19 protein-coding genes and 1 riboswitch are annotated in these 20,147 nt (G+C 63.9%); of the genes, 4 read left to right on the top strand and 15 right to left on the bottom strand.

Annotated elements, in window-relative coordinates; genetic code table 11:
- Positions 1 to 31: 31 nt before the first annotated feature.
- Entirely contained in the window at positions 32 to 868 is an 837-nt protein-coding gene (gene thiD / locus HGR_RS04555) for a bifunctional hydroxymethylpyrimidine kinase/phosphomethylpyrimidine kinase (protein WP_006296932.1), read from the bottom strand.
- Between the two features lie 5 nt (positions 869 to 873).
- Positions 874 to 2,148 (bottom strand): purine-cytosine permease family protein, encoded by a 1,275-nt coding sequence (locus HGR_RS04550; protein WP_006296931.1) that lies wholly within the window; start codon positions 2,146 to 2,148, stop codon positions 874 to 876.
- Between the two features lie 61 nt (positions 2,149 to 2,209).
- Positions 2,210 to 2,329, bottom strand: a riboswitch (TPP riboswitch).
- Between the two features lie 216 nt (positions 2,330 to 2,545).
- Here HGR_RS04550 and HGR_RS17515 point away from each other — a divergent pair.
- Complete coding sequence (locus HGR_RS17515; RefSeq protein WP_006296930.1) at positions 2,546 to 4,084, top strand: methyl-accepting chemotaxis protein; 1,539 nt, start codon at positions 2,546 to 2,548, stop codon at positions 4,082 to 4,084.
- 27 nt (positions 4,085 to 4,111) lie between these two features.
- Here the strand turns inward: HGR_RS17515 and HGR_RS04540 are convergent, their stop codons facing one another.
- Positions 4,112 to 4,585, bottom strand: coding sequence for an Lrp/AsnC family transcriptional regulator (locus HGR_RS04540; protein WP_006296929.1), 474 nt, complete (start codon positions 4,583 to 4,585; stop codon positions 4,112 to 4,114).
- Positions 4,586 to 4,689: 104 nt separating this feature from the next.
- Here HGR_RS04540 and mdeB point away from each other — a divergent pair, with 104 nt between their 5' ends.
- On the top strand, positions 4,690 to 7,389 hold the full coding sequence (gene mdeB / locus HGR_RS04535; RefSeq protein WP_006296928.1) for an alpha-ketoglutarate dehydrogenase: 2,700 nt from the start codon (positions 4,690 to 4,692) through the stop codon (positions 7,387 to 7,389).
- 69 nt (positions 7,390 to 7,458) lie between these two features.
- Here the strand turns inward: mdeB and HGR_RS16995 are convergent, their stop codons facing one another.
- Positions 7,459 to 7,824, bottom strand: coding sequence for a TfoX/Sxy family protein (locus HGR_RS16995; RefSeq protein ID WP_006296927.1), 366 nt, complete (start codon positions 7,822 to 7,824; stop codon positions 7,459 to 7,461).
- Between the two features lie 183 nt (positions 7,825 to 8,007).
- On the opposite strand from HGR_RS16995, the gene HGR_RS04525 reads away from it, so the two are divergent.
- Positions 8,008 to 9,756 (top strand): methyl-accepting chemotaxis protein, encoded by a 1,749-nt coding sequence (locus tag HGR_RS04525; RefSeq protein WP_081463432.1) that lies wholly within the window; start codon positions 8,008 to 8,010, stop codon positions 9,754 to 9,756.
- 120 nt (positions 9,757 to 9,876) lie between these two features.
- On the top strand, positions 9,877 to 10,575 hold the full coding sequence (locus tag HGR_RS04520) for a nitroreductase (protein ID WP_050797391.1): 699 nt from the start codon (positions 9,877 to 9,879) through the stop codon (positions 10,573 to 10,575).
- On the opposite strand, the gene HGR_RS04515 is transcribed toward HGR_RS04520, so the two are convergent.
- From HGR_RS04515 to HGR_RS04465, 11 genes are all read right to left on the bottom strand, one after another.
- Positions 10,567 to 11,766, bottom strand: coding sequence for a thiolase family protein (locus tag HGR_RS04515; protein ID WP_406564754.1), 1,200 nt, complete (start codon positions 11,764 to 11,766; stop codon positions 10,567 to 10,569). The two genes, HGR_RS04520 and HGR_RS04515, sit on opposite strands and share 9 nt — an antisense overlap.
- The gene (locus HGR_RS04510; protein WP_237701368.1) at positions 11,742 to 13,124 is read right to left on the bottom strand and encodes an AMP-binding protein; all 1,383 of its coding nucleotides are present in this window, start codon (positions 13,122 to 13,124) and stop codon (positions 11,742 to 11,744) included. Before HGR_RS04510 ends, HGR_RS04515 begins: the two co-directional genes overlap by 25 nt.
- A 13-nt stretch (positions 13,125 to 13,137) precedes the next feature.
- Positions 13,138 to 13,704, bottom strand: a complete 567-nt coding sequence (locus HGR_RS04505) for a biotin transporter BioY (RefSeq protein WP_039852298.1) — start codon at positions 13,702 to 13,704, stop codon at positions 13,138 to 13,140.
- Between the two features lie 11 nt (positions 13,705 to 13,715).
- Entirely contained in the window at positions 13,716 to 14,309 is a 594-nt protein-coding gene (locus HGR_RS04500; RefSeq protein WP_006296921.1) for an energy-coupling factor transporter transmembrane component T family protein, read from the bottom strand.
- Between the two features lie 8 nt (positions 14,310 to 14,317).
- Positions 14,318 to 15,022, bottom strand: a complete 705-nt coding sequence (locus tag HGR_RS04495) for an energy-coupling factor ABC transporter ATP-binding protein (protein WP_050797385.1) — start codon at positions 15,020 to 15,022, stop codon at positions 14,318 to 14,320.
- A gap of 128 nt (positions 15,023 to 15,150) precedes the next feature.
- The gene (locus tag HGR_RS04490) at positions 15,151 to 16,248 is read right to left on the bottom strand and encodes an NAD(P)/FAD-dependent oxidoreductase (RefSeq protein WP_006296919.1); all 1,098 of its coding nucleotides are present in this window, start codon (positions 16,246 to 16,248) and stop codon (positions 15,151 to 15,153) included.
- A gap of 67 nt (positions 16,249 to 16,315) precedes the next feature.
- On the bottom strand, positions 16,316 to 16,645 hold the full coding sequence (gene fdxA, locus HGR_RS04485; RefSeq protein WP_006296918.1) for a ferredoxin FdxA: 330 nt from the start codon (positions 16,643 to 16,645) through the stop codon (positions 16,316 to 16,318).
- A gap of 56 nt (positions 16,646 to 16,701) precedes the next feature.
- Positions 16,702 to 17,994: a sulfate adenylyltransferase subunit 1 gene (locus HGR_RS04480; protein ID WP_006296917.1), complete on the bottom strand. Its 1,293-nt coding sequence runs from the start codon at positions 17,992 to 17,994 to the stop codon at positions 16,702 to 16,704.
- Between the two features lie 93 nt (positions 17,995 to 18,087).
- Complete coding sequence (gene cysD / locus HGR_RS04475) at positions 18,088 to 19,044, bottom strand: sulfate adenylyltransferase subunit CysD (RefSeq protein ID WP_039852361.1); 957 nt, start codon at positions 19,042 to 19,044, stop codon at positions 18,088 to 18,090.
- Positions 19,045 to 19,062: 18 nt separating this feature from the next.
- On the bottom strand, positions 19,063 to 19,686 hold the full coding sequence (locus HGR_RS04470) for a phosphoadenosine phosphosulfate reductase domain-containing protein (protein ID WP_039852358.1): 624 nt from the start codon (positions 19,684 to 19,686) through the stop codon (positions 19,063 to 19,065).
- Between the two features lie 62 nt (positions 19,687 to 19,748).
- Positions 19,749 to 20,141, bottom strand: coding sequence for a DUF934 domain-containing protein (locus tag HGR_RS04465; protein WP_006296908.1), 393 nt, complete (start codon positions 20,139 to 20,141; stop codon positions 19,749 to 19,751).
- Positions 20,142 to 20,147 lie beyond the last annotated feature (6 nt).

Below are 20,147 nucleotides of genomic sequence, written 5' to 3'. Positions count from 1 at the left end.
TCATGCGTGCGTGCGGGCGTTCGTCGTGAGTTCAGCCCAGCACCCGCATGGCCACGGGCGCGTACCCATGGTTCAGCGGGCCATGGCCCGCGCCGCCGTTCAGTCCGCCGGTGCGCACGTCCTTGCCGGCCTGGATAGCGCCCAGGATCCAGGTTCGCGCGCGCCGCACGGCGTCTTGCAGGTCATGGCCTTGCGCGAGGTAGGACGCGATGGCCGACGACAGGGTGCAACCCGTGCCGTGCACGTTGCGGCTGGCAATGCGCGCGGCCTGGAGGTAGAGCGGCGCGCCGTCGCGCGGCAGCAGCAGGTCCACCACCTCGTCGCCGGGCAGATGACCGCCCTTGAGCAGCACGCTCTTCGCGCCCATGGCCAGCAGCTCGCGCGCCGCGCCTTCCAACGCCGACACCCCGTCGATCTTGCGGCCCAGCAGCAGTTCCGCCTCGTCCAGATTGGGGGTGACCACGGTGGCCAGGGGGAACAGCTGCTGGACCAGCACGCTCACCGTCGCTTCGGCGATCAGACGGTCACCGCTGGTGGCCACCATCACCGGGTCCAGCACCACGCGTTCGATGCCGTAATGGCGGATGGCCCAGGCCACCACCTCGACGATCTCGGGCGCGTGCAACATGCCGATCTTGAGCGCGTCCACGCCGATGTCTTCCACCACCGCCTGGATCTGCGCCTTGAGGAACTCCGGCGGCACCGCGTGGATGCCCGTGACGCCCTGGGTGTTCTGCGCGGTCAGCGCGGTGATGGCCGTCATGCCGTAGCAGCCCAGGGCCGCCATGGTCTTGAGGTCGGCCTGGATGCCCGCGCCGCCACCGCTGTCCGAGCCGGCGATCGACAGCACCCGGGGATAGCGTTTCATGACGGTCATGCCTTGGCACGGCTCAGGTAGGCGAGCACGAAGCTGAAGGCCAGTGCGGGCAGGGCGGAACCGGTCTGGAAACCGAGCACCGAAGTCAGCAGCGGTGCGCCGTGGTAGACCGCGATGCCGGCGAGCCAGATCAGCAGGGGACCGACGTGCACGGCCCGTGCGTTGGCGAGCAACTGGACGGTGTTCGCGCTGAAAGCCAAACGGCCCAGGATCACGCCGAAGAGCGGCACGAACACGGAACTGAGCATCAGCAGGAAGGGCTCCAGCGCGTGCATGGGCAGCACCAGGGCGCAGGCCGTGCAGGCGGCGGTGATGACAAAGCCCCAGAAGCGGATGCTCTTCTTCGGCTGCAGGCTGTGGCTGGACACCGCGCCCGAGTAGGCGTCGCCATAGGCGTTGTCCACCTCGTCGATCAGGATGAGCGACAGCGCGATCAGCCCGCCTTGTGCCAGCAGCAGCGCGTTGACGAGGTTGGCGCTGGGCAAGGTCAGCACCACCAGCACGCCCAAGCCGTAGCACCACATATTGGCCAGCGCGTAACCCAGCCAGGTGCCGCGCAGCGCCGACTTGCCGTCGCGCCCGTGGCGCGCGTAGTCGGCCACCAAGGGCAGCCAGGAGATGGGCATGGCAATCACCAAGTCCAGCGCGGACAGCACGCCCATGCCGCCTTCGCCGGGCCGATTCCACAAGGCCACGAGGCCTTGGGCCTGGGCCATCGAGAGGAACTGCCAGCTCAGCCACAGCAGCGAGAGCACCACCAGGGGCAGCGCGACGCGTGCGATCAGCTTGCGCACGAGCGTGACCATGGATCCGCTGATCAGCAGGGCCACGATGGCGCCCCAGAACAGGGTGGCGAGCCAGGGGGCCCAGGCGGCCGAGGCCCCGGTGATGGCCACGCTGGCGTCGCGCATCACGACCAGCTCGAAGCTGCCCCAGCCGATCAGCTGAACGATGTTGAGCACGATGGGCAGCACGGCGAAGCGTCGGCCGTAGACCGCGTGCATCAGGCCCGCGCTGGCCAGGCCGCTGTCCGCGCCCAGCTTGGCCACCGAGCCCAGCAGGAAGGCGCCCAGGATGGAGCCAGCGACGATGGCGATCAGTGCCTCGCGCGTGCCCAGCGCGGGCATCAGGTAGGCGCCGACCTGCATGACAAGCAGGCCCACGCCCAGGCTGAACCAGAGCGAGGCGTGGTCATGGAAGCCGAAGGCTCGGCGCTCGGCCGAGAGGGGGGTCGTTGCGTCGTTGACGCTCTTGTTCGATGCGAATGCCATGCGTTAAATCCGAAATAACGTAGGCAGGTGGGCTGGGCTCCAGCGGGTCGGTGTCTTGAGTGGACAACTGGAGCGGCTTCCCTGCGCGAGGATTACCTCAATCAGGTTCAAAGGGACTTTCTCAGTCACCGTGCTGTCGGCCTTGCGGTCCGGAGTCGCGGCAACACCCCTAGCGGATGCACCCCCGTCGTGGGACGGGGGCGCGGGCAGGATTTTACGGCGTACCCGTATCCCATGTCAGTAGCCCCTGTCCCCCTGCCGGCCTGTTTTGCCGATTCTTGACGGCGGTCAGTCCAGTACCACCCAATTCCCAGCGATTCATGCCTTGCGCCATGGCTTGCGGGCCCGCAGGGCATGGCCGACACTGCCCGCCACAACTGGACTCCAGGAGTGCGCGATGAGATTGAGCTTGAAGGTGGCTTTGTCGGCCTTGAGTGCGCTGGCCTGTGCGGGTGCGCTGGTGGTGGGCGCCGTCGGCTGGATTGCCGCCGAGCGCATGACGCAGCAGCTCAACACGGCGACGGACATGGGGGATGCGATGCAGAACGCCGCTCTCGCGGACATGATGCACGACGCCATCCGTTCCAGCGTGTTGCAAGGTTTGCTGGCCGCACAGTCGCAGGACGCAGCCGGCTTGGCCGAGGCGGTCAAGGAACTGGACGAAAGCGCCGCCACCTTCAACCAGCACCTGACGGCCTTGCAGGCGATCGACCTGCCGCCGGAGATCCGCGCCAAGGTGACCGCCGTCCTGCCCCAGGCCCGCGCCTATGCGGAGATGGGCGCGCGTTTGCTGCGCCAGATGGGCACCGACCTTCCCGGCGCTCAGGCCGGCATGAAGGGCTTTCACGACACTTTCGAGCTGCTGGAAAAGGCACTGGCCGAGCCCAGCGACATGCTCGAAGCCCATAACAAGGCCGTGCGCGACCATGGCGAGCAAGTGGCCCGCCAGGCCCACGTGTGGGTGCTGGTGACCATGCTGTCAGCCGCCATCGCGGTGCTGCTGTTGTGCGCCCGCATCATCCGCCGCGTGCTCGGCGGACTGGCCGTGGCGGGCCGGCTGGCCGAAGCCGTGGCGCAGGGGGACCTGAGCCAGGAGGTGGATGCCAGCAGGGGCTACACCGAGGTGCGAGTCTTGATGAGCAACCTGGCGCACATGAACGAGAGCCTGCGCCGCCTGGTGCGCAGCGTGCAGCAGGCGGCGGAATCCGTGGCTTCGGCCGGTGTGCAGATCGCCACCGGCAACAACGATTTATCGGCCCGCACCGAGACCCAGGCCAGCGCCTTGCAACAGACCGCCTCGGCCATCCAGCAGATGACGGCCTCGGTGCGCGAGAACACGGCCCAGGTTCTGCGGGCCAACGAACAGTCCACGCGCGCGCGCACCGTGGCCGGTCAGGGCGGCGAGGCGGTGGGTGCGTCGGTGGAGACCATGCGCCGCATCGAGGAGTCGTCGCGCAAGATCGTGGACATCATCGCCGTCATCGACGGCATCGCCTTCCAGACCAACATCCTGGCGCTGAACGCGGCGGTCGAGGCGGCACGGGCAGGCGAGCAGGGCCGGGGCTTTGCCGTGGTGGCGGGCGAGGTGCGCACCCTGGCTCAGCGCTCGGCCACCGCCGCCAAGGAAATCAAGGAACTGATCATGGGCAGCGTGCAGGAGATCAGCGCGGGTGCAGGCCAGGTCGGCGGGGCGGGCGCGACCGTCACCGAGGCGGCCTCGGCCATTGGTGAGGTGGCTGTCCACATGCAGGAAATCGCCCACGCGATGGAGGAGCAATCGCGGGGCGTGGCACAGATCAGCGAAGCGATTGCACAGATCGACCAGGCCACGCAGCAGAACGCGGCCCTGGTGGAGGAATGTTCCGCCGCCGCGCAGAGCCTGAGAGACCAGTCCCAGGCCCTGGTGGGCAGCGTGGCGTCCTTCCGTCTGGCTTGAGCGAGAGACAGCTTTTGGCGACGCCTGTTATGCGGCACTGGCGGGCAAGGGCAGCGCCGTCTTGTAGCGCACCTGCTTGAGCGCGAAGCTGGATCGGATCTTGTCGATGCCGCTGATGGGGCTGAGCTGTTCCAGGATGAACCGCTCCAGCGCGCCAATGTCGGGCAGGGCCACGCGGATGAGGTAGTCGGAGTCCCCCGTCATCAGGTAGCACTCCATCACCTCGTCGTGCTCGGCGATGCGGCGCTCGAAGTCGGCCAGGTCCTCCTTGCTTTGTGACTTGAGGCTGATGGAAATGAAGACATTCAGGCCCAAGCCCAGCTTGTTGGCGCTGGCGATGGCGACGTAGCGCTCGATCACGCCCGAGGCTTCCAGGGCCTTGACTCGGGCCAGGCAGGGTGAGGGGCTCAGATGCACGCGCCGGGCCAGCTCCACGTTGGAGAGGGCACCGTCGCGTTGCAGCTCGTCCAGAATCCGCAGATCGGTGCTATCGAGGTTCATTGGGCTTTATGAATTCAATTTTTCAGCATTTTATGCTGTCAATGTGCGTGAGGTAAGCACAGAACGGCAGCCTATTCCGTGCGTCTCTCCCTACATTCAGGGGCATGAACACGCCCGACACCGATCCCCAGGAAACCGCCGAATGGCAAGACGCGTTCGCCGCGCTGATTGCCAGCCAAGGCGCCGAGCGCGCCCGGCACATCCTCAGCACCCTGGCCGCGCAGGCCCGCGCGCAGCGCATCGGCTGGCAGCCTGAGCTGGCCACGCCCTACGTGAACACCATCGCGGTGGACGCGCAGCCCGCCTTCCAGGGCGATCTGGCCATCGAAGAGCGCCTGGCCTCCCTGATTCGCTGGAACGCGCTGGCCATGGTGGTGCGCGCCAACCAAGCCTATGGCGAGCTGGGCGGCCACATCGCCAGCTATGCCAGCGCGGCAGACCTGTTCGAGACGGGTTACCACCATTTCTTCCGGGCCCGTGGCGAGGGCACGGGCCAGGCGCTGACGCCCGGCAGCCTGGGCGACCTCGTGTTCTTCCAGCCCCACAGCGCACCCGGCGTGTATGCGCGGGCCTACCTGGAAGGCCGTTTGACCGAGGACGACCTCGCCCACTATCGGCAAGAACTGACGTCGCCCCAGGCCCGGACCGGCCAGGGTGCGCGCGGCTTGTGCAGCTACCCGCATCCCACGTTGATGCCGGACTTCTGGCAGTTCCCAACCGGGTCCATGGGGATCGGGCCCATCAGCTCGATCTACCACGCGCGCTTCATGCGCTACCTCACGCACCGCCATCTGCTGGACTGCACGGGCCGCACCGTGTGGGGCGTGTTCGGCGATGGCGAGATGGACGAGCCCGAGAGCATGAGCGCCCTGACCCTGGCCGCGCGTGAGGGCCTGGACAACCTGGTGTGGGTGGTGAACTGCAATCTGCAGCGTCTGGACGGCCCGGTGCGCGGCAATGGCCGCATCATCGACGAGCTGGAAAAGCTGTTCGCGGGCGCGGGCTGGAACGTCATCAAGCTCTTGTGGGGCAGCGACTGGGACGGGCTGTTCGCGCGCGACACCACGGGCGCCCTGGCGCGCGCCTTCGCGAACACGGTGGATGGCCAGATGCAGACCTTCGCCGCCAAGGACGGCCGCTACAACCGCGACACCTTCTTCGGCCAGAACCCAGAGCTGGCCCGGCTGGCCCAGGGCATGACCGATGAGCAGATCGATCGCCTGAAACGCGGCGGGCACGACATCGTGAAAATCCATGCCGCGTACGCCGCCGCGGTGGCCCACACCGGCCAGCCCACGGTCATCTTGGCGCACACCAAGAAGGGCTACGGCATGGGCAGCGCGGGCCAGGGCAAGATGACCACGCACAGCCACAAGAAGTTCGACGAAACCGACCTCATCGCTTTTCGCAACCGCTTCAGCCTGCCGCTCACTGACGAGCAGGTCACCTCGCTCAGTTTCTACAAGCCCGCCGACGACAGCCCCGAGTTGCAGTACCTGCACGCGCGGCGCCAGAACCTGGGCGGCTACCTGCCGCGCCGCTTCAGCGACTGCGCCCCGGTGAACGTGCCCGCGCTGGCCAGTTACGCGCCGTGGGCACTGCAGGCCGACGGCAAGGAGATGAGCACCACCATGGCCTTCGTGCGTATGCTGGGCAACTTGCTCAAGGACACCGAACTGGGTCCGCGCGTGGTGCCCATCGTGGCGGACGAGGCCCGCACCTTCGGCATGGCCAATCTGTTCAAGCAGGTCGGCATCTATTCCAGCGTCGGGCAGCGCTACGCGCCCGAGGACATCGGCTCCGTGCTGAGCTACCGCGAGGCGCAGGACGGCCAGATCCTGGAAGAAGGCATCAGCGAGGCCGGCGCCATCGCCAGCTGGACGGCCACCGCCACCAGCTACAGCGTGCATGGGCTGGCGATGCTGCCGTTCTACATTTACTACAGCATGTTTGGTTTTCAGCGCGTCGGTGATGCGATCTGGGCGGCGGCGGACCAGCGGGCCCGTGGGTTCCTGCTGGGTGCTACCTCGGGCCGCACCACGCTGGGCGGCGAAGGGCTGCAGCACCAGGACGGCAGCAGCCATCTGGTGGCGGCCACCATCCCCAACTGCAAGGCCTACGACCCGGCGTTCGCGGGCGAACTCGCCGTCATCCTCGACCACGGCATGCGTGAGATGCTGGTGGCGCAGAAAGACGTTTTCTATTACGTGACCCTGATGAACGAGAACTACGCCCAGCCTGATTTTCCCGCAGGCTCGGAGTCGGACGCCGTGCGTGGTTGCTACAAATTGAAGAGCTACTCGCAAGATGGCGATGCCCGCAATGCGGGCGATGGCGGCGCCCAAACGCGCGCGCGCACCCAGCCCAAGGCGACGCGAGCGGCTGCAGCCACGGCACCGGCAAACGTCACGCTGATGGGTTCGGGCGCGATCCTGACCGAGGTGATCCAGGCCGCGCAACAACTGGCCGAGCAAGGGTTCCGCGTGGATGTGTACAGCGTCACCAGCTGGAGTGAATTGGCCCGCGACGGTTTGGCCTCCCAGACCCTGGGCACCACGCCCTTCGTGGCCCAGCAACTGCACGACAGCCATGGCCCCATCATCGCCGCCACCGACTATGTGCGCGCCGTGCCGGAGAGCGTGCGGGCCTATCTGCCGTCAGGCCGCAGCTACACCACCCTGGGCACCGACGGCTTTGGCCGCAGCGACACGCGCGCGGCCTTGCGTGGCCACTTTGGCGTGGATGCGGCCAGCATTGTGAAAGCGGCTCAAGAGGCCTGTGCGGGAGCGCGCCGAGGCGCTTGACGCATCCGCACTGCTGTAGCGCTTCATCACCCTGCGCACTGATGCGAGACGTGTGCTGGTGCGGAAGTCTCAGCCGCCGTTTTGGTACTGCTCCAGCGCGAGGAGCAGGCTGGTTCGGTGCTCGTGGGCAACGGTTTGCCACGGCAGGGACGACAGCGCGCCTTCAAGCGCCCAGAGCAGGTTGAGCGTGGCTGCGGGCGTGTGTTGTTTGACCTTGGCGTAGGCCGCGACGGAGCCCAGGCTGCGCAGTTCCGCGAGGGACGTGATGCCCGCGGCGACGAGTGCTTGCGCCGATTTCGGCCCCAGGTTGAGTTGCGCGGCGAGCTCTGCTGCGACCGAGGCAGGTGCCGAGAGCGGAGACTTCCGCGCTCGCGACGAACTGCGTGTGCTTGACCGCAGTCCGGGCGACGAGGGGGTGGTGCGCTTGGTTGACATGCTGGGGCGAGGCTTTGCTGGCAATTGGATCGGTGTAATCGTGAATACTCCGAGTGTCGGGGGAGTGCGAATTTTCAAACCGGAATACCCTTCCAAGTGTTTTATCCCAATCCGAGAATGAATCGGTAGGGGATTTCCGCCTGCAGGTCGAAATCTGGTTTGTCGATTCAACAAGGAGGCACCATGAAAAGCTGGACGATGAAGCGGCGCTTGGTCTGGGGTTTTGGTTTCATCTTGACCATCAGCGCGGTGATCGGCATCAATACCATCATCACGCTCGCGAACCTCAATAGCACCTTGGATGAGCTGACGCGCGACCGAATGGTCACGGTCAAACTCTTGAGTTCGATCAAATTCAACATGCTGGATACATCACGCCATCTGCGTGACTACGTGATTTCCGATGATCCAGCGCAAAAGGAAAATTTCTTGAAGAAGTTGGATGGCAATGGCAAGGAAACCAATGGCTTTCTTGAACGGCTGGATAAAGCCATCACAGATCCTGAAGGTCGTGCATCACTGGATCGCGTCAGAAAGGCGCGTGATGTCTATCGCAGCAACAGAGTGGCTGCACTCAAGGCGGCGGATGAAGGCAACAAAGAAAAAGCCTTTTCTTTGCTGCTCAATGAGCTGACGGTTCAGCAGGGCGAAATGTTCAAGGCCCTGGAGGAGATGGCCTCCGCGCAGGAAAAACTGATGCAAGACGCCGCAGACAAGGCGGGTTCATCTGCGTCGATTGCGACCACCTTGATGTCCGGGGGGGTGTTGATTTTGGTGATGTTGGGTCTGTGGACCGCCCATAGCGTGATTCGCGCCCTGGTTGGCCCCATGGAACACGCGCTGCATATTGCAAGCAAAATTTCCGAAGGGGATTTGACGCAACGTGTCCACATTCAACGCGAAGACGAGGTCGGCAAGGTGCTCACGGCCATGTCTCGCATGCAAGACTCTCTGGTTCAAGTGGTGGGGAAAGTGCGCAACAGCTCCGATTTGGTGTCCAATGCCAGCGTCGAAATTGCCAGCGGCAATCAAGACCTGTCGAGCCGAACCGAAAGCCAAGCCAGTTCCCTGCAACAGACGGCGGCGAGCATGGAAGAACTGGGATCGACGGTGCGCCAAACCGCCGAAAGCTGCGCCGAGGCCAATCAGCTGGCCCAAAGTGCGAGCGGTGTCGCCACGCAAGGTGGCGAAATGGTCGGCAAAGTGGTGGAGACCATGAAAGACATCCACCAAAGCAGTCAACGCATTGCCGACATCATCGGCGTCATTGACGCCATCGCTTTCCAAACCAACATCTTGGCCCTCAACGCCGCCGTGGAGGCGGCTCGCGCCGGTGAACAAGGTCGAGGCTTTGCGGTGGTGGCCAGCGAAGTGCGGGCGTTGGCGGGACGTAGTGCCGCGGCGGCAAAAGAGATCAAAGGTCTCATCACTACCAGTGTCGAAAAGGTGGAGCAAGGCAGCACCCAAGTTGATCAAGCCGGTCAGATCATGCGGGAAGTGGTGAATAGCATTCGCCGTGTCACCGACATCGTGGCGGAGGTCAGCGCAGCCAGTGCGGAGCAAAGCGCAGGGGTCAACCAAGTCGGTGAAGCGATTGGTAACCTCGACCAGACCACACAGCAAAACGCCGCGCTGGTTGAAGAGATGGCGGCGGCCGCGTCCAGCCTCGAAGCCCAAGCCAAGGATTTGGTGGAAACGGTGGGTGTCTTCAAAATCAATGCACACGACACTGACGGTGCACGTGTTGTTGCTTCGGTCCGAGAGACCAAGGCGGTGCAAACGAATCAACAGAAGCCTTGGAAGACTTCCCCCACGAAACTCAATCCCGTGGCAAAGATCGTGCCCGTGCGCACGGCGCTGCCTAGGCAGCGTGTCTCCGTCGCAGAGGCTGAAGGTACCGCCAACGCTGATGCCGATTGGGCGCGCTACTAGGGGCCGTGACGCAAACCGCGAAGGCGATCTCCTCGGGGTGCGATGGTGCTCTGCCCAGTGAGACTGGGTGGGCGTGGGTCAGTCTGAAAGCTCGCTCGCGCAACGGGGTTGTTCGTCTCCATTCGGACCGATAATTTCCGAGTGGATAACCGAACTTTTTTTTCTCAGCTGTGCATAGACCGGCGCTCTGTGCGCGGCTATTTGCCCACCTCAATTCCTACCGATGTGCTTGAGCAGTTGCTTATGGCTGCACGGGCGGCGCCCAGCGGAGCCAACTTGCAGCCCGGCTCTTTCACTCAAGTGAAAGGAAAAGTGCGCGAAGCATTGTCGGCCGATTTGATCCGTGCTTGGCGTGCGGGGGAGGCTGAAACCGAGGATTACGACTACTTTCCCAAACCCATGCCCATGACGCTGCGCAAACGGCAAGTGGCCGCGGCGCAGGCACTGTACGGTGCAATCGGCGTGGCGCGTGATGACCGAGCAGGACGTGACGCTCAGTTTGAACGCAACTTTCGCTTTTTCGATGCGCCCGTGGCCTTGCTGGTCACGCTGGAGCACGGGTTTGGCAGTGGCGGTTACATGGATTTGGGCATGACGCTCTACGGCTTGATGCTGGCCGCACAGGCGCATGGCTTGGCCACGTGCGCCATTGGAGCCATGGCGTCTTACCCCTCGCTCATTCGACGGCACCTTGGGCTACAAGCCCACTCCGTCATCGTGTGCGGCCTGGCATTAGGCTACGCCGACCCAGATGCGCCTGTGAACCAAACACGCACTGAACGTTGTGCTTTGGGTGAGTACTTCAGAGTTTTAGGGTAGAAAGTTCAGCTGATCGTGAAGATCGCCCCACAACTTTTGCACCACCCCAGCAGACCCCAAGCCTCCGGCTCCGGCCACTGCGACCAAGCCTTTGGCATCAGGCTGTTCATGCCTCGCCAAGTCAGACAGCAAGCGCACCAAAGCCACCGCAGCCGATGCTCCAATCGGATGACCACGTGCAATGCCACCGCCGTGCAGGTTCAACTGCTCCGGTCGAAGCCCTAAACCTTTCGCGAAGCTCAGGGCTTGCACGGCGAATGCATCATGCAGCTCAACACAGGCCAATTCATGTTGCTTCAGATCACCCGCGCGCTTGAGAACTTCACGGGCTGCAAGCTCCGCGGCGATCAGCGGTATCTCGGGCGCACTACCCACCGAGGCGTGAGCTTTGAGGGCCATCGAAGCTGTGACATCCCACTTGGCGCAAGCTTGCGCGCTCATGAGCAGCACAAATGCCGCGCCATCGGCTTGGGCTGAAATAGTCAGTGTGCTCAGGCCGAAAGTGCTTGGGGCTGCGTTCTCTGCGCACGCCACCACGGGCATGCGAGCCGCTCGTTCAGCGGATATGAGGCGCGGATAAGCATCGTGACGCACACCCAGCAGGGGGACGATTTCAGTGGCCAAAAGGTCTTGACTCGCGACCGCGCGAGCATGGCTGTTGAGGGCATAAGCCTCTTGCTCGGAACGCGTGTACCCATGTGCGGCTGCATAACGCGCAGCAGACAGGAGCATGTCTGGGTCTTGCTCAGGCGTGGGCGCGAATGCTGGTCGCTCGTACGGCACAGGGGCTACGCCAGGGTGCAAAGGCCGATGCATGCGCATTGGAGAACGGCTCCAGGCCTCGGCGCCACCCGCGATCACCACCTGTGCTTGACCTGAAGCAATCAAGGCAGCGCCTGTCGCCACGGCGTCTAAGCCTGCGCAGCATTGGGTGTCGAGGGTATAGGCTGCGCAGCGCTGGGGCAACCCCGCATGCAGGGCCAGCATGCGTGCCGGATTACCGCCTGCGCCCAATGCGTTGCCCAACACCACAACGTCGACAGCAGCCCGGTCTAATCCTGCACCTTGCAGCAACGCTTGCACCACGGGCGATGCAATTTCGTGTGCTTGCAGTGCGTTGAAGGCCCCGCCACGAGGGACGACGGCACTTCGCGCCCAATGGGCAATCAAAGCAAGGGGCGCAGGCATGATGGATTCTGCAAGGCCTTTGCCAAAGCCGCGTGATCGGTTTTGCCGCTCGTGGTCAAAGGCCAGTGGTCGCACACCCACAGGCGCTTTGGAACTTTGTACGCTTCCAAGTGCTCGCGGCACAATGCCGCAACGTTTTGAGCCGTCAGGGTGTTTGCTGCGTCTTTGAATTGCAAAATGGCAACCACTTGCTGGCCACGCAATGCGTCCGTCACGCCCTGCACCGAAGCGTGCGCAATGCGTGGATCAGCCAGCAGCACGGCTTCAATTTCTTCTGGGAATAGGTTCTTGCCTTGCGTGACCACCATGCGATTTTCGCGCCCCAGCAAGCACAAGTAACCTTGCGCATCGATGTAGCCCATGTCACGCACGGACAGCCAATCGCCATCGCGCACGGCCGCCGTGTGGTCGGGATTGGGGCCCACGTAATCCATGAACAACATGGGGCTGCGCACGAAAATCTGCCCCGTTCCCAGAGGTGGCTGCGGGTCGCGTATCGCTATGTCTACATTTGAAAACGGTTTGCCAACGGCCTGCGCGGGTGCCGAGGCATCTGCGTCCATCCATGCAATGAAACTGGTTTCCGACGCACCATAAAACTCCACAATGCGGGCCTTTGGAAACAAAGCTTGCAACGCCACGGTGCGATCACGCATCCAACGTGCGCCGCTGATCAAAATCAAACGCACGCTGTCAATGGGCGGCGTTTTGCGGCGTTCGGCCAAGGCCAGCATCAGCAAGAGTTGGCTGGGCACGGCGACCAGGCACGGCGTCTCACCTTGCTGCAAGGTGGCCATCATGCGTGCGGCCGAAAACCTCTCTTGCACCACCACGCCCGCGCCGCTCCACAGCCCCAGAATCATGCCAAACAAAAACAGCGAATGTGAGAACCGACCCGGCGCCATGACGCGTCTGGAAACGTCTTCACCAAAGGTGTCTTGGCACGCTAGAAGGCTTTCGGTCCACGATTGGTGATGCCGCCGAAAGCCTTTGGGGCTCCCCGTGCTGCCGGAGGTGAAGCCAATGTAAAAAGGCGTTCGTGGCGTGGGCATCGCCATGTCAGCCGGCGTTTGTGCGAAAGCCCTCTGCACACTTTGTCGCACCGCCAAAGGCCAATCGGGATCGGTCACGGCCGCACATCGCCCACTGGTGATGATGGCCAAAAAGGCGACCATCTGATCCACGGTGCTGAGCGCATCGTCCACAAACACCGTGGCGGGGGCTTGGCGGTCTTGCAGCACCTGAGCTTGTCGGCAGACCGCCGCGTGCAAGGCGGCAAACGTGAGGGTGGTGTTGCCGTCCTCGAGCGCCACCACCTGGGCGCGGGCTTGGGCCCAATGTGTCAGGCGGCCATGAACCAAGCCGTGGTCAGCGTCAGTCACCAAAGCGCCAGTCGGGCAAGCCACGGGCCACGGTGTGAACCACGATGGCGCACAGCGCGCACTTGATCAAGTCACCCGGCACAAACACCAAGGTTCCCGTGACGGCTTGCGCCCACGTCAAGTTGGCAATGTTCACCAATCCCACCACGCCGAACACATGCACCACGAGCAAGCCACCAATCGCCGAAGCAAAGAAGGCACTGATGGCCGAACTGCGTGGTGTTGCCGTGGACATGGCCGACATCATCAAGCCCGTCACGAATGCGCCAATGGGCCAGCCCATCAAATACCCGCTGGCTGGCGAGAAAAACACGCCCATGCCTCCGCGGCCACCTGACAACAAAGGTAAACCCAAGGCAACGGCAAGCAAGAACAGGGTCACGGCTTGCAGCGCGCGTTTGGGGCCAAGAATACAACCCGCCAGCATCACGCCCAGCGTTTGCATGGTGATCGGCACGCCCAAAGGCAAGTCGATTTTGGGGATCAGGCCCAACACGGCAATGAGTGCGGCAAACAAAGATACCAACACCAAAGAGAAAGTCGAGTGGATGGTTTTCATGAATGAAGCCGTCAGCGGCGTAGACGAAGCGTGAGCGCATCAGCCACGCGCCGCGTGGTGAGCAACATGTGAATGGTCAGCGGAGCCAATATTCTAAAACCGCCTGTTTTACCGGTTCGTAGGCGGTAAGCGTCGTCCAAGCGGCGCCACACCACAAAAAAATGCTCAGTGAATCGCAGCATCAAAGCCAGCTGCAACGCCAAGTGGTCGGTGCGAACGCCCCATTGATTCAGAGGGGAAAGCAACCACTCAAAGATATGCAGCAAGTCGCTGTAGCGGGTGGTGAGTGTGAGTGCGATCCCCATCAGCGTGGCGCTGAGCAAGCGAGTCACAGTCACCGCCGCCAAAATGGGCTGTCCCATCCACACATGAAACCCCGCCACCAAACCACTGGCGACCAGGACCCCCACCACCAAATTTTGGGCTCCTCGTGTCGCCGCGCCCAGCGAGGCATAAACCAAGGTGCAGACCAGCGTGATGGCCAGCAGCAGAGGCCATTGCTGAACCGCAAACAAGCAGATGCTCAGCAGCGCTAAGACCAGGAGCTTGAAACCTGCTGGTACACGGTGCAACCATGTGGGGGTGTCGCTGTAGAGGCTGCCCATGTTGGGTCTCAGGTCGAACGCGAAGCCACATCGGCCTCGTAAGCTGCACACACCTCTTGACCTGCGCCATCAGCACGGACACGGCCTTGATCGAGCCAAATCACGCGTTCAAAATGTCGCACGTGCGCCAGCACATGGGTAGACACCAGCACTTGCTGGGGCGCTTTGTCGATCTCGCTTTTCAACAGCGCTTGGCCGGGTAAATCGAGGCTGGCGAAAGGCTCATCAAGCAGCAGCACACGGTGCGGCGCCAACACCAGCGCGAGCCAGCAAACATGCTGGCGTTGACCTTGGCTCAAACTCGCGATCGCGCGTGGCGCCCAGTGCGCCAGACCGCGCGCTTGCAAGACCTCACGCACGTGTTGCTGCGCTTGTGTCCGCGTGAGAGACAAATGCTGCAAGCTCAACGCCAGTTCTTCCTCCACGGTGGGGAAGATAATTTGATCGTCTGGGTTTTGAAACATCATCCCCACCGCCTGGGGGCCCGCAGGCGCCTGGATGCGACCTTCCTGCGGTCGATCCAGCGCGCAGAGCAGACGAAATAAACTGCTCTTGCCCGCACCGTTGTCGCCGATCAAACCGATGCGATGTTCGTGCAGCTGTAAGCTGAGTCCGTCGAACACCACGGTGCTGCCGCGCTGCAAACGGACGCCGTCCAACATCATTGAACAGCTGGGAGGGCTTGGGTTTTCAGGGCTGTACGGCTGTTGCATGCGCGCGTTCAAAAAAGGAGCCTGATTATCAGGGCATGCGCCGTGCATGAAAAAGCCCGCACAAAGCGGGCTTGGACTCCATCGGTGCCGCCCTGCGAACATCACAGGACAGGCCGCGAAGAACAAAGTCAGTCAAATACCGGCGACTCCACCCCGAGCACCTTGTGCAGCTTGGGGCTGGTGGTGGTGTACTGCAGGTGCACCTTCTTGTCCGGGTTGATGAAGGGCATGGCGCCAAAGGCGGCCAGGGCGCATTCGTGGAAGCCGCTCAGAATCAGCTTCTTCTTGCCCGGGTAGGTGTTGATGTCGCCCACGGCGAAAATGCCCGGCACGCTCGTGCTGAACTTTTCCGTGTCCACCACCAATTGCTTGCGCTCGATGTCCAAACCCCAATCGGCGATGGGGCCCAGCTTGGGGCTCAGACCGAAGAATACCAGCAGCACGTCCAGCGGAACCACACGGGTGACACCGTCGCCGCCGGTCACCTTCACGGCCGCCAGCTTGCCGTCCTTCTCCTCGAAGTCCGTCACTTGGCCGACCATGAACTGCATCTCGTAGGCGTCGCACAGTTCACGCATCTTGGCCACGCTCGCCGGTGCGGCCTTGAACCCGTCACGGCGGTGCATCAAGATCACGCTTTCGGCCTTGTTCGGGCCTTCGCTGGTGAAATTCAGCGTCCAGTCCAGGGCAGAGTCGCCGCCGCCCACGATCAGCAGGTTTTTGCCAGCGAAGTCGGCCGGGTTCTTAACGCGGTAGTGGAGTTGCGTGCCCGTGAACTTGTCCAGGCCGTCCACCTTCAGCGTGCGCGGTTCGAAGGCGCCCACGCCGGCGGCGATGAAGATGGTCTTGGTGATGAAACGCGTGCCCTTGTCGGTCTCGACGTCAAAACGGCCGTCCTCGCGCTTGTGCACCACGGTCACGGTCTGACCCAGGTGGAAGGTCGCGCCGAAGGGCTCGATCTGCTTGAGCAGCGATTCCGTCAGTTCCAAGCCCGTGCAGACTGGTACAGCCGGGATGTCGTAGATCGGCTTGTCGGGGTACAGCTCAATGGGCTGGCCGCCCGGGTAAGCGAGCGAGTCGATCACATGGGCCTTGACTTCGAGCAGGCCGAGTTCGAAGACCTGGAACAGGCCCACGGGGCCCGCGCCGATGATGACGGCGTCGGTCTCGATCACGGGGGCGTCGGGGCCGCCCGCATGGGTTTGGAACGGGGTTTGAAACTGCAAGGTAGCGTTGAGGATGAGCCGGGTCGACTCAATGTTGAAAAAAACAGCGTCAGGCTTGCGCCGAGGGTCAGCGTTGCAGCTCGGACAGCTTGCCGGTCTTGTCCTTCCACTCTTCGGCGTCGGGCAAGGCGGCCTTGCGCTTGGTGATGCTCTTCCAGCCCGGCGCGCGGGCCAGCTCGGCATTGAGCTTGATCATGTGCATCTGGCCGGAAGGAACGTCTTCCTCGGCGTAGATGGCGTTGACCGGGCATTCGGGGATGCAGACCGCGCAGTCGATGCACTCGTCCGGGTCGATGGTCAGGAAGTTCGGACCTTCGCGGAAGCAGTCGACGGGGCAGACATCGACGCAATCGGTGTATTTGCAGCGGATGCAGGCTTCAGTGACGACGTGAGTCATTTGTAGTTCTGGCTGGGTGGAAACCCGCGATTTTAAAGGAAGGGCTCGGCGGTGGCTCAGGCCTTGGCGGGCCTCACCAGAACGGCGCCAGCGGTTTTGTGGCTGGCCGTGTCAACCAGGATGAGCGAGCCCAACACGCGCGCCTGGGCAAAGGGCAGGACGGCCAGCGGGGCTTGCAGCGTCAGCTCCACGTGGCCGATGCTGTTGGCCTCGAGTTGCTGGGCCGCTTCCTCGGCCAAGGTCTGGATGTTCAAGCGGTGCGCGATGTGCGCCACCTTCGCCTTGACCCAGCGGTGGCCGTGCAGGGCCCAATAGACCCGTCCTGGCACCAGTGGTTCGTCGTCCAGCCAGGCGACCGTGGCCTGCAGGGTCTGAGTGGCGGGGGCGTGCCCGGTCGATAGCAGCCAGTCGCCGCGCGACACATCGACCTCGCGGTCCAGCACGATGCCAGCGCTGTGGCCCGCGCCCACGGTCCCAGGCTGGCGCACATGGTCCAGCACCTGGGCCACCGTGGCGGTCTGGCCGCTGGGGAAGACCTTGATCTCGTCGCCGGCCTGCACCGCGCCCGCGGCCACGCGGCCCCAGAACACTCGGCGGCCTTGAGATGTGTCGGCCGATGACGAGAACTTCTCGACCCACTGCACGGGGAAGGCAAAAGGCAAGGCATGGTCGGGTGCGGTCGTGGGCAGCGCTTCCAGGATCTGCAGCAAGGTCGGGCCCGCGTAGCCGCACCAGTTTTTTTGCTCTGCGGCGTCCACCACGTTCCAGCCCTTGAGCGCGGAGACGGGCACGGTGGCGTGAACGTTCAGGCCCGCGCTGCGCGCGAAGGCGTTCAATTGGGCGCTGATGTGCTGGAACGCGAGCGCCGCGTCATCCACCGCGTCCAGCTTGTTGACCGCGAACACGATGCCCGGCACGCGCAGCAGTTGCAGCAACAGGCTGTGGCGGCGGGTCTGCGGCAGCAGGGCGAGGGCGGGGTTCTTCCAGTCCAGCTTGGTCGCGTCGATCAGCACCACGGCCGCGTCGGCACTGGAGGCTGCGGTGACCATGTTGCGCGTGTACTGCTCATGGCCTGGCGCATCACCGATGATGAACTTGCGCGTCTCGGTGCTGAAGTAGCGGTAGGCCACGTCGATGGTGATGCCCTGCTCGCGCTCGGCCGTGAGGCCGTCGGTCAGCAGGGCCAGGTCGGTCTGACCCTGGCGCTGCACGCCGGCCAGGTGGTCCTGCAGCACGGCGCGGGTGTCGACCAGCAGGCGGCCGATCAGCGTGCTTTTGCCATCATCCACTGAGCCGCAAGTGATGAACTTGAGTGCGGAGGCGGTGGATGAGATGTTAGAAATCGTCATAAGTTTTCCTATTCGAGAACCACCGCGGGACCGGCTTTGCCGGGCCGCTGGTGGTGCCCCTTGAGGGAGTGGCGCGCGCAGCCTGGAGGGAGCTTAAAAGTACCCGTCCTTCTTGCGCTTCTCCATCGAAGCGTCGCTGGTTTGATCGTCCATGCGCGTCGCACCGCGTTCGCTGACCTCGGCGGCCAGGGTTTCGATCACGATGTCGTTGGCGTTCGCGGCGGTGCTGGCCACGGGGCAGGTGCAGGTGATGTCGCCCACGGTGCGGAAGCGCACGTCGCGCACGACAACCTGCTCGCCCGCCTTGGGCGGCGTGAGTTCGGTCACGGGCACCAGCAGGCCCTTGCGTTCCACTACTTCGCGCTGGTGCGTGTAGTAGAGGCTGGGCAGGGCCACGTTTTCACGGGCGATGTACTGCCAGACGTCCAGCTCGGTCCAGTTGCTGATGGGGAAGACGCGGAAATGCTCGCCCGGCGCCAGGCGGGTGTTGAACAGCGTCCAAAGTTCGGGCCGCTGGGCCTTGGGGTTCCACTGACCGAAGCCGTCGCGGTGGCTGAAGATGCGTTCCTTGGCGCGGGCCTTTTCCTCGTCGCGCCGCGCACCGCCGATCAGCGCGTCAAAGCGGAATTCCTCGATGGCCTCGAGCAAGGTGACCGACTGGTGGGCGTTGCGCGATTCGCCAGCATGCGCCAGCCGCACCGTGCCGCGCTTCATGGAGTCTTCCACGCTGCGCACGATGAGCTCGGCACCGAGCTCCTTGGCGCGTTGGTCGCGAAAGGCCGTGACTTCCGGGAAGTTGTGGCCAGTGTCGATCATCAGCAGCGGGTAGGGCAGATTGCCAGTGCCAAAAGCCTTCTCCGCGCACTTGAGCAGCACCAGCGAATCCTTGCCACCCGAGAACAGCAGGGTGGGGCGCTCGAAGGCGGCGGCGACTTCGCGCAGGATGAAGATGGTTTCTTCCTCGAGCGCGTCCAGGTGGGCGTTGCTGAGCTGATGCCCGGCAGGGGCCAGCAGTTCCGGCCGAAGTTCCAGGGGGGGGCGGGCGTTCATGACCTTGGTCATCTCCATTCAATGCGCGATGTGCAAACCGCATTCGCGCTGCGCTTCACCCTTGGTCGGGTCCACGTAGTCGAAGTTGTTGGGCAGTCCGTGCGTTTCGCAGTACTGGTGCAGGTCCTTGGAGGACCAATGCAGCAGAGGCGCGACCTTGATCAGTCCATCGGGGTTGATGCTGACCGGCTCCATCTGGGCGCGCACGGCGGAATCGGTGGCGCGCAGCGCGGTGAACCAGACCTGGGGGGCGGTCTCGCGCAGCGCGCGGGCGAAGGGCTCCAGCTTCACTTCTTCGGTGAACGCGGCATGACGCGGGTCATCCAGCCCGGGCACCGGTCCTTCCAGCGCCTCGCGGTGCGCGCGCGTGCGGCGCGGCAGGTAAATGCGCAGGTTCAGCCCGAGCAGGCGGGTCACCTCGTCGGCGTAGCGGTAGGTGGCTTCGGTGTTGTAGCCGTTGTCCATCCAGACCACGGGCACGTCCGGCTGCACGCGCGTGACCAGGTGCAGGATCACCGCCTCGAAGGGACGGAAATTCGTGGTGACGATCGCGGTCTTGTTCAGGCCCAGCGCCCAGGCCACCAGGGCGGGCGCATCGTGGCCAAACTCGGCGTTGACTTGCGCGAGATCGGCGGCGCTGATGGTGCTGACGGCGCCGATGCCGCTGCCCGCGTTGACCGCGCTGGCGGGGTTCAGGCGGCTGTTCATGAGCTCTCCCGCGCGAACCTGGGCTGCGGCAGCACCGCGTCGCCCTGGTAGTAGGACGGAAAACGCGCGAGCTGGCGTTGGGCGGTGGCCAGGTCCTGGCCTTCCTTGAGCACCGCCTGCGTGAAGCCGTTGCGTGCGATCAGCGGCAGCTGGTCGGCCAGCACGTCGCCGGTGGCGCGGATCTCGCCCTGGAAGCCCAGGCGGCGGCGCAGCAGGAAGGCCTGGCTGTGCGCGCGGCCATCGGTGAAGGCGGGGAAGTGCAGGTCGACGCGCTTGACGCCGGCGAGCTGCACGGTGCGCGGGTCGGCGTCATTGGGCAGGACCAGCACCTCGGGGGCGCTGGCGTCGCTGGCCTGAGCCTCGTGGGCGGTGATGAGTTGCAAGGGCATGGTGGT

The organism is Hylemonella gracilis ATCC 19624 (genome assembly GCF_000211835.1).
GTDB classification, from domain to species: domain Bacteria; phylum Pseudomonadota; class Gammaproteobacteria; order Burkholderiales; family Burkholderiaceae_C; genus Hylemonella; species Hylemonella gracilis.
Note: the sequence above shows the minus strand (reverse complement) of the source record. Positions and strands in the feature narration are given on the sequence as shown.